This window comes from Aromatoleum evansii (assembly GCF_045689615.1).
Classification (GTDB): Bacteria; Pseudomonadota; Gammaproteobacteria; order Burkholderiales; family Rhodocyclaceae; genus Aromatoleum; species Aromatoleum evansii.
In genome coordinates this window covers 5,082,719-5,097,733 of the sequence record NZ_CP141259.1, presented here as the reverse complement: position 1 = coordinate 5,097,733, position 15,015 = coordinate 5,082,719, and the positions used below count along the sequence as shown (strand labels likewise).

The 15,015-nt window shown below is 68.5% G+C and carries 11 protein-coding genes; 5 read left to right on the top strand and 6 right to left on the bottom strand.

Translation table 11 applies throughout. From position 1 onward, the window contains the following. Positions 1–8: 8 nt before the first annotated feature. From U5817_RS23880 to U5817_RS23860, 5 genes are all read right to left on the bottom strand, one after another. Positions 9–950 (bottom strand): ribose-phosphate pyrophosphokinase, encoded by a 942-nt coding sequence (locus U5817_RS23880; RefSeq protein WP_169127800.1) that lies wholly within the window; start codon positions 948–950, stop codon positions 9–11. A gap of 219 nt (positions 951–1,169) precedes the next feature. Continuing rightward, entirely contained in the window at positions 1,170–1,481 is a 312-nt protein-coding gene (locus tag U5817_RS23875) for a hypothetical protein (protein WP_169127802.1), read from the bottom strand. Between the two features lie 311 nt (positions 1,482–1,792). After that, positions 1,793–3,013, bottom strand: a complete 1,221-nt coding sequence (locus U5817_RS23870) for an exo-beta-N-acetylmuramidase NamZ domain-containing protein (RefSeq protein ID WP_407279063.1) — start codon at positions 3,011–3,013, stop codon at positions 1,793–1,795. A 25-nt stretch (positions 3,014–3,038) separates the two neighbouring features. Next, positions 3,039–3,581 carry a DOMON-like domain-containing protein gene (locus tag U5817_RS23865; protein WP_407279062.1) on the bottom strand — a complete coding sequence of 181 codons (543 nt, stop codon included), beginning with the start codon at positions 3,579–3,581 and terminating at the stop codon, positions 3,039–3,041. Further along, positions 3,578–5,620 (bottom strand): TonB-dependent receptor plug domain-containing protein, encoded by a 2,043-nt coding sequence (locus U5817_RS23860; protein WP_407279061.1) that lies wholly within the window; start codon positions 5,618–5,620, stop codon positions 3,578–3,580. Before U5817_RS23860 ends, U5817_RS23865 begins: the two co-directional genes overlap by 4 nt. A 343-nt stretch (positions 5,621–5,963) precedes the next feature. Between U5817_RS23860 and U5817_RS23855 the strand changes: the two genes are divergently transcribed. Together U5817_RS23855 and U5817_RS23850 are read left to right on the top strand one after the other, a co-directional pair. Then, a complete protein-coding gene (locus U5817_RS23855) occupies positions 5,964–6,188 on the top strand; it encodes a glycine zipper 2TM domain-containing protein (RefSeq protein ID WP_169127807.1) in 225 nt (74 codons plus the stop codon). Positions 6,189–6,314: 126 nt separating this feature from the next. Beyond that, positions 6,315–7,076 (top strand): TerC family protein, encoded by a 762-nt coding sequence (locus tag U5817_RS23850; protein WP_169127808.1) that lies wholly within the window; start codon positions 6,315–6,317, stop codon positions 7,074–7,076. A 226-nt stretch (positions 7,077–7,302) separates the two neighbouring features. On the opposite strand, the gene U5817_RS23845 is transcribed toward U5817_RS23850, so the two are convergent. Continuing rightward, positions 7,303–7,569: a hypothetical protein gene (locus U5817_RS23845; RefSeq protein WP_169127810.1), complete on the bottom strand. Its 267-nt coding sequence runs from the start codon at positions 7,567–7,569 to the stop codon at positions 7,303–7,305. A 168-nt stretch (positions 7,570–7,737) separates the two neighbouring features. Here U5817_RS23845 and U5817_RS23840 point away from each other — a divergent pair, with 168 nt between their 5' ends. The 3 genes from U5817_RS23840 (at position 7,738) to U5817_RS23830 (ending at position 14,956) form a co-directional block, all read left to right on the top strand. Continuing rightward, on the top strand, positions 7,738–9,360 hold the full coding sequence (locus tag U5817_RS23840; RefSeq protein WP_169127812.1) for a peptide chain release factor 3: 1,623 nt from the start codon (positions 7,738–7,740) through the stop codon (positions 9,358–9,360). Positions 9,361–9,480: 120 nt separating this feature from the next. Beyond that, positions 9,481–12,690: a transglycosylase domain-containing protein gene (locus U5817_RS23835; RefSeq protein ID WP_407279060.1), complete on the top strand. Its 3,210-nt coding sequence runs from the start codon at positions 9,481–9,483 to the stop codon at positions 12,688–12,690. A gap of 133 nt (positions 12,691–12,823) precedes the next feature. Next, positions 12,824–14,956, top strand: coding sequence for a DUF6600 domain-containing protein (locus U5817_RS23830; protein WP_407279059.1), 2,133 nt, complete (start codon positions 12,824–12,826; stop codon positions 14,954–14,956). Positions 14,957–15,015 lie beyond the last annotated feature (59 nt).

Sequence of the window (15,015 nt, the reverse complement as noted above, 5' to 3'; positions counted from 1 at the left end):
CGGTGCCGCTACTCGAACAGCGCGCCGACGCTCTCGCCGGTATGGATGCGCTCGATCGCCGAGGCGAAGAGCGGCGCCACCGTCAGCTGGGTGATCTTGTCCAGGCGCTTGTCCGGCGGCATGTGCACGGTGTTGGTGACGACGATGGACTCGATCGGCGCGTCGCGCAGGCGCTCGATCGCCGGGCCGCACAGCACGGCATGCACGGCGCCCGCGTGGATCGTGCGCGCCCCGGCGGCCTTCAGCGTGCCTATCGTCGACAACAGCGTGCCGGCGGTCGAGATCTCATCGTCGAAGAGCACCACGTCGCGTCCCTTCACGTCACCGACGACTTCGCCGTGCGTGACGTTGGTGTCGCTGACGCGGCGCTTGTCGATGATCGCCATCGGGATGCCCAGGCGCTCGGAGAAGCGCCCGACGCGCTTCGCGCCGCCGGCGTCGGTGGCGACGGCGACCATGTGCGCGAGGTCGTGGTTGCGGCGGAAGTGCTCGGCAAGGGTCGGGATCGCGGTGAGGTGGTCGACCGGCACCGAGAAGAAGCCGTGCACCTGGTCGGCGTGCAGGTCCATCGTCAGCACGCGGTCGGCGCCCGCGGTCTTCAGCATGTCGGCGATCAGGCGGCCCGTGATCGAGATGCGCGGGGCGTCCTTCTTGTCCGAGCGCGCGTACGAATAGTAGGGGATCACCGCGGTCACGCGCCGAGCCGACGCGCTGCGCAGCGCGTCGAGCGTGATCATCAGCTCCATGATGTGGTCGCTCACCGGCTCGGTGAAGGACTGCACGACGAACACGTCGCGTTCGCGGACATTCTCGCGGATCTGCACGTGCAGGTTGTCGTTGGAGAAGCGCGAGATCTCCATCTGGCTCAGTTCCAGCCCGAGCTTGTCGCAGATTTCCGCAGCCAGCGCGCGGTTCGAGTGGCACGCAAAGATGCGCAGGGCGTCGTTCATCGCATTCGCTCCGGTGGCGGTCGCGCCGCGGGGCCGGCGCAACATCCCGTTGCGAATTGTAGCTGCCACGACGGGGCCGCGGCACGATGCGAGGATGCCGGAGGGCGATTCAGGCGCCGGGAAGCCTCCGTGCGCCGTCCAGTTCGAGGATAGGGCCGGGGTGGCGACGAGGTCAGACCCGCGTCACGATGGACTCCTTTCCCGTTTGGAGCGCAGCGCTCAGGTACGCGGATCCTGATGCTGGAAGTAGGCCACCCATTCGGTCCGGCTGATCTTGCCGTCCGAATCGGTGTCGATGTCGCCGAAATACTTCACGAGTGGCGCCGAGGCGCGTGCTTCGTCGCCGTCGATGCGGCTGTCGCTGTTACGGTCGAGCAGGCCGAAGACGTAGTTCGCGTCCGGTTCGGGTTCGGTGGCGCGTTGCGGCTGGGAGTCGAGGGCGACGGGCGTGAAGGCGCCGGCGGCTGCGGCGACCAGCGGGGCCAGCACGCTCAGCGTCAGGCTGGCGCAGATCAGGCGTTTGGTGAGCACGTTGTTTCTCCATACTGGTGACTCCTGCGGGAAGCGCAGGACACCGCCGTCACTTTGCAAGCAGCGGGCCAGTCACGGAAAAGTGTTTTGTATCAACGTGTTGAAGCCATTGGCATGGCCGTGGCAGGGCGAGCGGGCGCAAAATCGTCGCCTGGCGGCGACGCCCGTGGCAGGCCGCAGCGTGCAAACGGGGCACGGCGGGGCTTGTGCGCTGTCGCCCGGCGACGACAGGGGCGTGGCGGGATGCTGCGTTGCAGCGTCGGCTGCGTGGAGGGACGTTACGGGGTGGCGGGCGGCAATTCCCGCGCCGCTCAGCGGTACAGCAGGAAGGGCTCGCGCTCGGCAGCCCAGGCGGACTCGTCGGGAACGGTCAGCGCGTCGAGGTCGGCCGGGGTCGCGGCCGGATCGTCCACCCAGCGGCGCAGCAGCTCGCTGCCATTGATGAGGTCGATCGCGAGGCGGTCGTGCTCGTACTCGTAGGGGAAGTCGCGCCACAGCGGATAGTCGGGCTGCAGGCGGCGCAGCGCCTTGAAGGCGAGCGCCTGCAGGCGCCACGGGCGGAAGGCGCCGTGGTCGTAGTGCGCGGGGTCCTCGACATGGATCTGCAGGCCGCTGCACAGTTTGCCGGCGTGCTTGTGGAAGGTCGGCTCGAACCAGCACTCGCGCAGCACGCAGCCGGCGAGCCAGTGCGGGGCCAGATGCTGCATCTCGGCCCGGATCGCGCGCGCGTCGATGTCCGGCGCGCCGAAAAGCTCCAGCGGACGCGTCGTGCCGCGGCCTTCCGACAGGGTCGTGCCCTCCAGCATCACGGTTCCGGCGTAGGCGCGCGCCATCGACACGTTGGGGGCGTTGGGGCTGGGGTTGATCCAGCTGCGCTCGCCCAGTGGCCAGCCGTAGCCGGGCGCAGCGTCCGCTTGCCAGCCTTCCATCACGATCACTTCGCATTCGATGTCGAGCTTCAGCGTTGCGACGAACCAGCGCGCCAGTTCGCCCATCGTCAGGCCGTGGCGCATCGGCAGCGGACCGGCGCCGACGAAGCTCTCCCAGCCGGGGCGCAGGACGAGGCCTTCGACCGGCCGCCCGGCGGGGTTGGGGCGGTCGAGCACCCACACTGCCTTGCCGTGGCGCGCGGCGGCTTCGAGCACGTAGCGCAGCGTCGTGATGAAGGTGTAGATGCGGCAGCCCAGGTCCTGCAGGTCGACGAGCAATACGTCGAACGTGTCCATCATCGCGTCGGTGGGGCGGCGCACCTCGCCGTACAGGCTGAACACGGGGATGCCATGCAGCGGGTCGACGAAGTCGGGTGACTCGACCATGTTGTCCTGCTTGTCGCCGCGCAGGCCGTGCTGCGGGCCGAAGGCGGCGGTGAGCGTGATGTCGGGCAGGGCGCCCAGTGCGTCGAGCGAGTGGGAAAGTCCGCGCGTGACGGATGCGGGATGGGCGAGCAGGGCTACGCGGCGGCCGGCGAGCGGGCGGCGCAGTGCGGGTTCTTCGAGCAGGTGGTCGAGGCCGAACCGGATGGAGGCGGTCATGGTGTGCGGAACGTTTGCGCCGCGTTCAGGGCCGGGCCAGGGGCAGCGTGAAGGCGTCGCGGAGGTGGAAGTCGGGGCGCTCACCGGGGTGGCGCAGGGCCCAATAGGATAGCGTGCCGTCGAGCGTTTCGACGACCGTCGTGAGCCCGAGTTCGAGCGGCGAGCCCTGCGGCAGGGCGGTCGCGTCGAGCGTGGCGTCGAGCACGAGCCGGCCCGTTTCGAGGTGCGACACGATCATCGGGGCAGCCGGGACGGTCCCCGGGGCGCTGCGCTGGCGGTAGGCATCGAAATCGTAGATCGCCCATTCACCGGAGGGAGAGAAGTTGAACTCGCGATAGGCCGGACTTCCTTCGCTCGCGACGAAGGCCTCGCAGCAGGTGTGCGCCCACAATCCGTCTGCCGCGCGCGGGATGCTCGGGGCGGGAACGAGCACTCGCAGCACGTCGCCCAGGAGTTCGAAGCGCAGGCGCAGGCCGCCACTGTTCTCGCGGGAGAGGTGAACCGCGATCGAGGCGATCGGGCAAGGCGGGCTTCCGGGGAAAGGGCGAAGCTGCGCCGTCGCCGTCACGGATGTTTGCCGCGCTCGAGCGCGATGCTGAGCGAGAGGTAGGCGACCGGGCAGACTTCATTCACCGGGTCGTTCGAGCCGCTCGCCGCCTGCTGGCTGCGGTCGGCGAATTCCTGGTGACGCGGTCCGATGTTCTGCGCGGTGAGGCCCAGCCGCACCGCGTGACCCGCGACGCGGGTGGTGTAGGTGATGTTCGCGTCGGCCGTCGTGTAGGGCTTGGCGATGAAGCGGTAGCGCGGCACGTAGCCGTCGCCGCCGGCGAGCGGGCCCATGCGCAGCACGCTGACCATGCTCGTCCAGCCGCCGCCCCAGTCCTGCAGCCAGCTCAGCGCCGCGGTATAGGGCGCGCTGCGGTCCTCGATCGCGGCGCTGCGGCTGTCGCGGTCGAGCATGGCGTGCGCGACGCGCAGCTCGGTGCCCGGCAGTGGGCGCGTCGACAGCTCGTACTCGATGCCGCGCAGGCGCACCGTCGAGTCGAGGTTCTCGTAGCGGGTGGAGCCGAGGAAGGACGACAGCAGCGGCGCCGGCACGGGGTCGGGCTGCGGCACGCGCACGACGAAATCCTGGATGTTCTCCTCGAACACGCGCACGTCCAGCGTCGTGTTCCAGGTCTCGATGCGGCCGAAGTAGCCGAGTTCGCGGGCGCCGACGCGCGTCTGCTCGAGGTCCGGATTCGGCAGGTAGGGGCGCACGAGCGGGGGCGTGCCGGGAGGGCTCGCCGGATCGATCGCGCGGATGTCCGCGTAGCGCGCGAACACGTTGTTCTGGCGCAGGCCGCGCGAATAGCCGGCGCGCAGGGTGTGCCCGGGGGCCGCCTGCCAGTTGACGAAGGCGCGCGGGCTGAGGTGCGTTTTCCCGCCGGAATACCGCTCCACCGCGCCCCCCAGGTTCAGCGTGACGTCGTCCAGCGTGCGCCACTCGATGTTGCCGGATGCGCGGTAGAGGTACTGGGGGTCGGGGTTGCCGCCGAAGTAGAGGAAGGGCGCGTCGACGTCCTCGCGCTGGGCCTCCAGGCCCCACACGAACTGCAGTTCGGGGGCCGGGGCGCTGCGCCGCTGGATGCCGATGCTGTCGCGTACGCTGTCGCGGTTGCGGTTGAGCGGTACCGCCGGAAACATCGGTGCGCTCGCGAGCCAGGCTTCGCGCACGCGCTCGTGATTGCGGTAATAGTTGAGCAGCCATTCCGTGTCCGCGGAGTCGTTGTGCTGCCACTGCAGATGGATGTTGTGGCTGTGATGCCGGCTGTGACGGGTGCCGTTGTTGTCGAACACGGAACCCTCATAACCCTCACCGCGTACGCCGCTATTGCTCGCGATGCGCACGAGCAGCGCGTCATCGGCGCCCATCTGCAGATCTCCGCGCAGGGAGAAGGTGTCGGTGCGGCGAGTGTCGTGCAGGCCGTCGAAGCCTTCGTCCCGCTGCGTTGCTGCACTCATGCGCAGGGTCAGGGGGTCGCCGCCGCCGCTCCAGCTGAATGTCGCGTCGCGGATGCGGTCATCGCCCGCGCGCAGGTCGACCCGCAGTCCGGGGTCCTCGACGCTATGCCGGGTGATGATGTTGATGATGCCGAGGAATGCGTTGGCGCCGTAGCTCGTCGCATTGGTGCCGCGCACGACCTCGATGCGGTCGATCTCGTCGAGCGTGAGGGGCAGGGCGGTCCAGTCGACGCCGCCAAAGGCGCTGCCGTTTATCGCCGAGCGGCCGTCGACCAGTACCTGCATTTCGGTCGGGTAGTCGCTCGACAGGCCGTGGTAGGTCACCCACTGCGCATGTCCGCGCTCCTGTCCGATCTGCATCCCCGGTACGAGCCGCAGCACCCGCGCGAGGTCGCGATAGCCGGTCGCGGCGATCATCTCGCGGTCTATCACCGTCACTGCGCCGGGCACCTCGTGCCTGGGCTGGGGCAGGCGCGTCGCGCTCAGCACCAGCGGCAGCTCCTCGAAGTAGGGTGACTCGGCCGCGGATGCAGGTGGCGTGACGCCGGCAAGCAATGCGAGCGTCAGGTGCAGGCTGAAGGGGCGGGGCGACGAGGCAGCCAACTGAATTCCGGTCCTGGGGCGACGGATGCCAAACCGCAAATATTACCCTGTTCGATAATCCGATGGTGATAGCGCGGATATTTTCACTGATTATTCTGTCGTGTTCAGCCAGGGAATAATTGTAATAGTGCATTGCGCTAAGGTGCGACCGCCGGATTTGCGGAACCCTCTGACGGCCGTGCGTCTGCCGCCGGCAGGGGCGGCCCCGGCGTGGAGGCGTCGCGCAACGCCGTGTAACACAGCGCAGCCGCGGCGCCGGAACGCCGGCGCCGGAATCGCGTCCCATTTCCGGCGCCACGGCCGGGGCGCCGGCTTTTTCGATCCCTTTGGCAAGGAGAGTGTGATGAACATCCGGACTGGCATTTGTGCAATCGCCGTGGCGCTGACGACGAGCGCCTGTGCGACCTGGGACGGCATGTCCGCGCGCGAGAAGAGCGCCGTGATCGGCGCGGGCGTCGGTGGCGTGGCCGGTGCGGTGATCACCGACGGCGGGGTGCTCGGCACGGTCGGCGGTGCGGCTATCGGCGGTGTGATCGGCGACCAGGTGGGCAAGAATCGCCGCCGCTGAACGGCAGGCCGGCCGTGAGCCGGCCGCAGTCAATCAGGAATTGCGGAACCTGTGCTGCGGTTGCGCAATTCGCGTTCCTTGCGGGCGGCATGATAAAAAGACGGATTGTCCGTTTGATGACCCGTCATGATCGAATTTCTCACCGACCCGCAACTCATCGTCGCCTTTCTGACCCTCACCGCACTCGAGCTGGTGCTGGGCATCGACAACATCATCTTCATCTCCATCCTCGTCGACAAGCTGCCGCCGGAACGCCGTGCGTTCGCGCGTCGCCTAGGCCTGTTCCTCGCGATGTTCATGCGCCTGGCGCTGCTGTCCATCCTTGCGTGGCTCGCCGGCCTCAACCAGGCGTTGTTCGAGCTCTTCGGGCACGGCTTCTCGGCGCGCGACCTGATCCTGCTGGGCGGCGGCCTGTTCCTCGTGTGGAAGAGCACCGGCGAGATCCATCAGCTGATGGAAGGCGAGGAGGGCGAGGCCTCGTCGGCCGTCAAGGCGACCTTCACCGCGGTGATCATGCAGATCATCGTGATCGACCTGGTGTTCTCGCTCGACTCGATCATCACCGCGATCGGCATGGTGAACAACCTCACCGTGATGATGGCCGCGGTGATCGCGTCGGTCGGCCTGATGATGGTGGCCTCCGCGCCGATCGGCAATTTCGTGTCCAACCACCCGACGGTGAAGATGCTGGCGCTGTCCTTCCTGATGGTGGTGGGCGTCGTGCTGATGGCCGAAGGCTTCGGTCACCATGTGCCGAAGGGCTACATCTACTCGGCGATGGCCTTCTCGGTGGTGGTGGAGATGCTCAACATCCGCATGCGCAAGCGCGCCGCTCAGCCGGTGGTGCTGCACGAGCCCTACGTCGCCGAGAAGCAGCCTGCCCGCTGAGGACGAGCGGCAGCGCGTGAAGCTTTTGGTGGGAGCCTGTTGCGGCTGAAGCTTTTGGCGGAGGCAGTTGCGGGTGGAGCTTTTTTGGGAGCGGCTTCAGCCGCGAATGCAGCCGTCGGGCCACATCAGACGCCGATTCGCGGCTGAAGCCGCTCCCACGAGGCGCAGGCACTCCCGCGGCACGCAGGCACTTCGCTACGCAAAGCTTCGTGCGGTCGCCCCTGGGCTAGCCCGCGCTGCCGCCGTTGCCGTTTACGCCCTGTTCGCGCTCCTCGCGCGCAACCGCGGAAAGATCGCGCAGGTACCAGGCCGCATAGCCGAATCCCGCGGCGGCCACCAGCGCCGTGAACATCAGTTTGTTGTCGAAGGGCAGGCCGGCGGCGAGATTCGCGATGACGACATAGCCGAGGTAGAAGGCGGCGACTAGGCCGCCGAGGATGCGGGTGAGGGCGAAGACCTTGCGCTGGCGGAGCGTGGGGGCGGCTTTGGGCATGGCGGGCGGATTCCGGTGGGAAGGTGGGGCTGAACTGGGGCGCATCATCGCAGATTTCCGCGGATTTGCCGCCCCTGGCCGGTGGCGCGGGCTAATTCCTTGATAGAATTGCATTTGTCCCGCCTCGCCGATTCCGGCCGGCGGCTTTGTTTTTTTGCGAACCGATCCATGGCCGAGACTCCCTATCCGCCCGAACTGATGCGCGACGTCGCGAAGCGCCGCACCTTCGGCATCATCTCCCACCCCGACGCGGGCAAGACCACGCTCACGGAAAAGCTGCTGCTGTTCGGCGGCGCGATCCAGCTCGCCGGCACCGTCAAGGCCAGGAAGAGCGCCCGCCACGCGACCTCCGACTGGATGGAGGTCGAGAAGCAGCGCGGCATCTCGGTGACCAGTTCGGTGATGCAGTTCGACTACCAGGGCCACACCATCAACCTGCTTGACACGCCGGGCCACCAGGACTTCTCGGAAGACACCTACCGCGTGCTGACCGCGGTCGATGCGGCAGTGATGGTCATCGACGCCGCCAAGGGCGTCGAGACGCAGACGATCAAGCTGCTGGAAGTGTGCCGCCTGCGCAACACGCCCATCATTACCTTCGTGAACAAGATGGACCGCGAGGTGCGTGAGACCTTCGACCTGCTGCAGGAGATCGAGGAGGTGCTGAAGATCGACTGCGCGCCGATCACCTGGCCGATCGGCATGGGCAAGACCTTCCGCGGCGTCTATCACCTGCTCGAGGACCGCGTGTTGCGCTTCACCGCGGGCGAGGAAAAGCGCAGCGAGGGCGAGCTCATCAAGGGCATCGCGAATGCCCAGCTCGACGAGCTGTTCCCGCTCGAAGTCGGCAAGCTGCGCGAGGACGTCGACCTCATCCAGGGCGCGTCGACCCCGTTCTCGCTCGGCGACTTCCTCGCCGGCAAGCAGACGCCGGTGTTCTTCGGCTCCGGTATCAACAACTTCGGCGTGCAGGAGATCCTGCAGGCGCTGATCGACTGGGCGCCGCCGCCGCAGCCGCGGGTGGCCGGCACCAGCGGGGCCGACACCCGCCTCGTGCAGCCCGCCGAGGCGCCCTTCACCGGCTTCGTGTTCAAGATCCAGGCGAACATGGACCCCAAGCACCGCGACCGCATCGCCTTCTTCCGCATCTGTTCCGGGCGCTACACGTCGGGGATGAAGGTCAAGCACGTGCGCGCGGGCCGCGACATGAAGCTCGCCAACGCGCTGACCTTCATGGCCAACGAACGCGTGCTGATGGAGGACGGCGTCGCCGGCGACATCATCGGCATCCACAACCACGGCCAGCTGCACATCGGCGACACCCTCACCGAAGGCGAGAATCTCGGCTTCAAGGGGATCCCTTACTTCTCCCCGGAACTCTTCAGCGCCGCACGCCTGCGCGACCCGCTCAAGTCCAAGCAGCTGCAGAAGGGCCTGCAGGAGCTGGGCGAGGAAGGCGCGATCCAGGTGTTCGAGCAGGAAGGCGGCAACATGCTGCTCGGCGCGGTCGGCCAGCTGCAGTTCGAAGTCGTCGCGCAGCGCCTCAAGGACGAGTACAAGGTCGACGCGATCTTCGAGTCCGCCGACATCCACACCGCGCGCTGGCTCACCTTCCCGGACGAGCTCACGCGGCGCAACTTCGAGCGCGAGCAGGCGATGCGCATCGGCAAGGACGTCGATGGTAACCCCGTGTATCTGGCCTCCAGCCGCTACAACCTCGAAGTGACGATGGAGAAGTGGCCCAAGGTCGGCTTCCACGCGACCCGCGAGCACGGTCAGGTACTCGCCTGAGCGGAGCAGGCGTGCCCCGGATCGCGTGAAGGATGTTGCATTGCAGCATGGTGCGGTTGTTTCCTTCACGCAACACGGGTATCTGAATGGCGTGGCGATGCAGGATAATCCCCGCATCTCATGCATTCGGGCGCCGACGTGTCAGGTAACACCAGCAACAAGAAGCCGCAACGGCGAGGTTGGTTCAGGGCGCTGCGGCGCACGCTGTTCTGGCTGTGTGTCCTGGCGATCATCGTCGGCGGCGTCGCCGCGTATTACGAGAGCGAAACGTCCTGGCTGCAGGCGCGCGAGATTCCGCGCTATGCGGCGAAGCTCGCCTGGGAGGTCCAGCCGGGTCCGAGCGAGGCGATCCGTTTCCCCGAGCACGGCCCCTTCGACCAGCGCCTCGGCTACACCCAGCTGAAGGAATTCTCCGAGCGTCTCGCGGCGCGCGGCTACGCCATCGAACGCCAGGCACGTTTTTCCGACGCGCTCCTCGACTACGCCGGCCGCGGCTATTTCCCGCCGTATCGCGAAAAGACGCGCAGCGGCCTTGCGGTCAACGACGCGCGCGGCGACACGCTGTATGCGACGCACTATCCGATCCGCCACTACGACGACTTCGACAGCATCCCGCCGCGCATAGTGCAGGGGCTGCTGTTCATCGAGAACCGCGATCTGCTCGATCCCGAGCGGCTGCACATGAACCCGGCGGTGGATTGGGCGCGTTTCGGCCGGGCGATCTTCGCGCAGCTGGCGAAGGTTGTCGATGAGGACCTCAACACCCCGGGCGGCAGCACGCTCGCGACGCAGATCGAGAAATACCGCCACTCGCCCGACGGCGTCACCCACTCGCCGCAGGAGAAGCTGCGCCAGATGGTGTCCGCGAGCGTGCGCGCCTATCGCGACGGCGCCGAGACGCTGCCGGCGCGGCGCGAACTGGTGCTCGACTACCTCAACACCGTGCCGCTGTCGGCCGCGCCGGTGTATGGCGAGGTGCATGGCTTGGGCGACGGCCTGTGGGTGTGGTTCGGCGCGGACTTCGCACGCGTGAACGCGCTGCTCGCGAAGGACGAGGCGAGTGGCGACGAGCTCGCCGAGCAGGGCCTCGCGCTGCGTCAGGTGCTCGCGCTGATGATCGCGCACCGCCGCCCCTCGCACTACCTGGGCCGCGGCCGCGACGACCTCGCCAAGCTCGCCGACGCGCACCTGCGCATCCTCGCCGAGGGCGGGCTGATCAGCCCCGCGCTGCGCGATGCGGGCCTCAAGGCGAAGCTCGCATTCCGCGACTCCGCGGTCGCCCCCGCGCGCGTGCCCGTGCCCGCGGACAAGGGCTCGACGCTGGTGCGCACACGCATCGCGGGCATGCTCGACGTGTCGCTCTACGACCTCGACCGCCTCGACCTGCGCGCCGCGACCACCCTCGACGGCAGGCTGCAGGAGGTCGTCACCGAGTACCTGCGGCGGCTCGCCGAGCCCGAGTTCGGCCGTGACGCGGGGGTCATCGGCGAGCGTCTGCTCACCCCGGCGCAGCTCGACAAGGTGCATTACAGCTTCACCCTGTTCGAGCGCACTCCCGGCGGCAACCGCGTGCGCGTGCAGACCGACACCACCGACCAGCCGCTCGACATCAACGAGGGCAGCAAGCTCGAGCTCGGCTCCACGGCCAAGCTGCGCGTGCTCGCGACCTACCTCGAAATCGTCGCCGAATTGCACCAGCGTCACGCGGAACAGTCCGTGGCGGAATTGCGCGCAGTGCAGGTCGACGCCCGCGACCACATCAAGCGCTGGGCGATCGACTACCTGATCCGCACGGCCGACCGCAAGCTGCCCGCGATGCTCGAGGCGGCGCTGGAGCGCTCCTATTCGGCGGGCCCCGGCGAGGCCTTCTTCACCGGCGGGGGCTTGCACACCTTCAACAACTTCCGCAAGGAAGACGACGGCCGCGTGCCGACGATCCGCCAGGCGCTGCAGGCCTCGATCAACCTGCCCTTCGTGCGCCTGATGCGCGACATCGTGCGCCACACGATGTACGAGGTGCCCGGCAGCACCGCGAAGCTGCTGCAGGACGACGACGATCCGCGCCGCAGCGAGTACCTCGCCAAGTTCGCCGATCGCGAGGCGCAGGTCTTCATGCGGCGCTTCTGGCGCAAGTACAAGGGACAGAGCCCGGAGAAGATCCGCGCGACCTTCATGGACGGCCTGCGTCCGAGCGCCGACCGCCTCGCGGCGGCCTACCGTTACCTGAACCCCGAGGCCGACCTGAAGACTTTCTCGGTCTTCGTGACGGAGCGCCTGCCGGCTGCCGATCTCGGCGAAGAGCGGCTGGCCGCGTTGTACAAGCGTTATGCGCCGGGCTCCTTCGACCTGCCCGACCAGGGCTTCATCGCACGCGTGCACCCGCTGGAGCTGTGGCTCGCCGGCTATCTCGCGACCCATCCCGACGCGAGCTTCGACGAGGCGATTGCCGCGAGCAAGGCCGAGCGCCAGGCCGTGTATCGCTGGCTGTTCCGCACCCGCTACAAGGGTGCCCAGGACACGCGCATCTACACGATCCTCGAGGTCGAGGCCTTCCTCGACATCCACCGCCGCTGGGTGCGCCTGGGCTATCCGTTCAACCGGCTGGTGCCCTCGCTCGCGACCGCGCTGGGCAGCTCCGGCGACCGTCCCGCGGCGCTGGCCGAACTGATGGGCATCATCGTCAACGACGGCGTGCGCCTGCCGACCTCGCGCATCGACCGCCTGCATTTCGCGCCCGACACGCCCTACGAGACCGTGTTTGCACGCCGTCCGGGCGAGGGCGAGCGCGTGATGTCCTCCGAGGTGGCCACGGCGCTGCGCGGCGCCCTGTCCGAGGTCGTCGAAGGCGGCACCGCGCGCCGGCTGGCGGGTGCCTTTGCCGCGCCCGACGGCACGCCGCTCGCGGTCGGCGGCAAGACCGGCACGGGCGACAACCGCATCGTGATCTCGGGCGGGCGCGGCCAGGTGAAGGGGGGGGTCGCGATGAACCGCACCGCGACCTTCGTCTTCTACCTCGGACCACGCCACTTCGGCACCCTGACGGCGTACGTGATCGGGTCGGACGCCGCGGCGTTCAAGTTTACGTCGGGCCTGCCGGTGCAGATCCTCAAGTCGATGGCGCCGACCCTGCTGCCCTACCTGAGCCAGCCCGTCGCCGAACCCGAGCCGGCGCGCGTGCCGCCGACCGAGCCCGCGCGCGAGGCGGAAAGTTCCGCCGAGGAGCCGGCACGCGGCAATGCCGACGCGGGCATGGCGACCGGCGAGGTCCGTTCGCTGGCGCCGGCGCCGGAGGGGCAAGGCGAGGCCGAGCGCGCAAGACCGCAGAATTGAAAGGATTTGTTTGAAAGGTCGGCAACGGCGCTCCATGGCCGTTGAATACTCGGGATCCCGGCGTGTACGCGGATGACGCGGGACGCGCCGGATCCGTTCTCCCCGCGAGGGGTTAGTCCGGAGTAATACCGAAATGGTCCGCAAGCTGAAGAATGCCCTGCGACTGCTGCTTCTCGTCCCGCTGCTGCTCGTCCTGACCGGCGCGAGCGGCACCGCCCTGGCCGATCCGCCCGCGCGCGCGGGGCGACTGTCGGTCGTCGAGGGCGACGTGGCCCTGCGCCGCGACGGCAGTCGCGACTGGGAAAGCGCGGCCGTCAATCTGCCGATCACCACCGGCGACGAGATCGCGACCGAAGCCGACGGACGGGCCGAGCTGCGCATCGGATCGAGCGTGCTGCGTCTCGACAAGGCGACCGCGGTCGAGGTGCGGCGGCTCGACGACGAGCGCATCCGCGTGCTGCTGAAGGAAGGCAGCGTCGCCATGCGCATCCGCAGCGCCGAGCGTGAGGACGCGATCGAGGTCGAGACGCGCGACGGGGTGGCCGTGCCCGCCGAGCCGGGCCGCTACCGCGTCGACTTCGTCGATTCGGGAACGCTGGTGAGCAACCACGAAGGGCATGTCGATTTCCGCGCCGACGACCGCCACGTCGGTGTCACCGAGGGGCGTCGCGCCCAGATCTGGAGCGAGGGGTCGACTCAGGTGGTGTGGGACGAGCCCGACGAGGACGATTTCATGGAGTGGTCCTTCGCGCGCGACCGGCGCGACGACCGCATCGCGCGCAACCGCTACGTCTCGCCCGAGATGACCGGTGCCGAGGACCTGTACGAATACGGCGACTGGCGCGAATACGACGACTATGGCCCGGTGTGGTTCCCGCGCGACGTGCCCTACGGCTGGGCCCCCTATCGCTACGGCCGCTGGGTGTCGATCGCGCCGTGGGGCTGGACCTGGGTGGACGACGCGCCGTGGGGCTTCGCGCCCTTCCACTACGGCCGCTGGGTGCGCATCCGCGGCGTGTGGGCGTGGGTGCCGGGCCGCTACATCGCCCGCCCGGTGTATGCGCCGGCGCTGGTGGCGTGGATAGGCACGCCCGGCGTGAGCATCACCTACACCTCGGGCCTGCCCAACCTCAGCTGGTTCCCGCTCGCCCCGCGCGAGGTGTACGTGCCGTACTACCGCTACAGCCCGACCTACGTGCGCCAGATCAACATCACGCACGTCACCAACGTCGTCGAGATCGAGCGCGTGGTGCGCGAGCCGCGCCACGTGCGCTATGCCTTCCGCGACCGCAGCGAGGCGGTGACGCGGGTGTCGGAACGCATCCTGCGTCCGCCCAAGCCCGTCGCGCTCGACGTCGAGCGCCGGCGCGAGCAGCGCGTGCGCGAATGGGAGCGGCGCGGCTTCCCGGTGCGCGAGGTGGTGCGTCCAGACGGCACGCGCGTGCGCACCGTGCAGCCCGCGCAGCTCATCCAGCAGCGCGAGGAGCGCCAGCAGGCGGTCCGCGAACAGCGTCAGGACGAGCGACAGCGTCAGGAAGAGCGCCAGCAGCGCCTTGAGTCGCGCCAGGAGCGCACGGAGGCGCTGCGCCAGCAGCAGGCGCGCGAACGCGAGGAGCGGGCCGCGCGCGAGCAGGAGCAGCAGCGCCAGCGCCAACTCCAGCGCGATCAGCAGGAGCAGCGCCGCGAGCAGTTGCGCGACGAACGGCGCGACGAGGCGACTGCGCGTCAGGAGCGCCTGGAGGCGCTGCGTCAGCAGAACGCACGGGAGCGCGAGGAACAGGCCCGTCGCGAGGCGGCACAGCAGGAGGAGCAGCAGCGCCAGCGTTCGGTGCTGCGCGAGCAGCAGGAGCAGCGGCGCGACGAGGCCCGCCGTGCGCAACGGGAAGAGGCCGAACAGCGCCAGCAGGAACGTCAGCAGCGGCTCGAGGCTCAGCGCCAGCAGGAGGCGGGTGAGCGCGAGGCGCGCCGGCAGCAGATCGAGCAGCAGCGTGAAGAACGCGGTCGGCAGCAGGCGCAGGAACAGGAACGCAGGCAGCAGGCGATCCGCCAGCAGACCGAGCAGCGCGAGCGCGAGTTGCAGCAGCGCCAGATGCAGATCCAGCAACAGCGCCAAGCCGAGCAACAGCAGCGGCAGGCCGAGCAGCAACAGCGGCAGGCCGAGCGTCAGCGCACTCAGCGCGAACCGCAGCAGGACAACCGCCGCAACAGCGAGGAAGAACAGCAGCGCCGCCGCCCGCCCTTCGGTCAGCCCGAAGGGGCGCGCTGAACACGCCTGCTGCAGGGTTTGTTGCAGTGCAGCGGTTGATTTTGGGGGGGCGAGGGCCT

Bases quoted from the DNA above. Each gene is read 5' to 3' on its own strand.
- U5817_RS23850 (WP_169127808.1), top strand. From the start codon at position 6,315: ATGATCGAATTTCTCACCGACCCGCAACTCATCGTCGCCTTTCTGACC.
- U5817_RS23880 (WP_169127800.1), bottom strand. From the start codon at position 950: ATGAACGACGCCCTGCGCATCTTTGCGTGCCACTCGAACCGCGCGCTG.
- U5817_RS23845 (WP_169127810.1), bottom strand. From the start codon at position 7,569: ATGCCCAAAGCCGCCCCCACGCTCCGCCAGCGCAAGGTCTTCGCCCTC.
- U5817_RS23870 (WP_407279063.1), bottom strand. From the start codon at position 3,013: ATGACCGCCTCCATCCGGTTCGGCCTCGACCACCTGCTCGAAGAACCC.
- U5817_RS23835 (WP_407279060.1), top strand. From the start codon at position 9,481: ATGCATTCGGGCGCCGACGTGTCAGGTAACACCAGCAACAAGAAGCCG.
- U5817_RS23840 (WP_169127812.1), top strand. From the start codon at position 7,738: ATGGCCGAGACTCCCTATCCGCCCGAACTGATGCGCGACGTCGCGAAG.
- U5817_RS23830 (WP_407279059.1), top strand. From the start codon at position 12,824: ATGGTCCGCAAGCTGAAGAATGCCCTGCGACTGCTGCTTCTCGTCCCG.
- U5817_RS23855 (WP_169127807.1), top strand. From the start codon at position 5,964: ATGAACATCCGGACTGGCATTTGTGCAATCGCCGTGGCGCTGACGACG.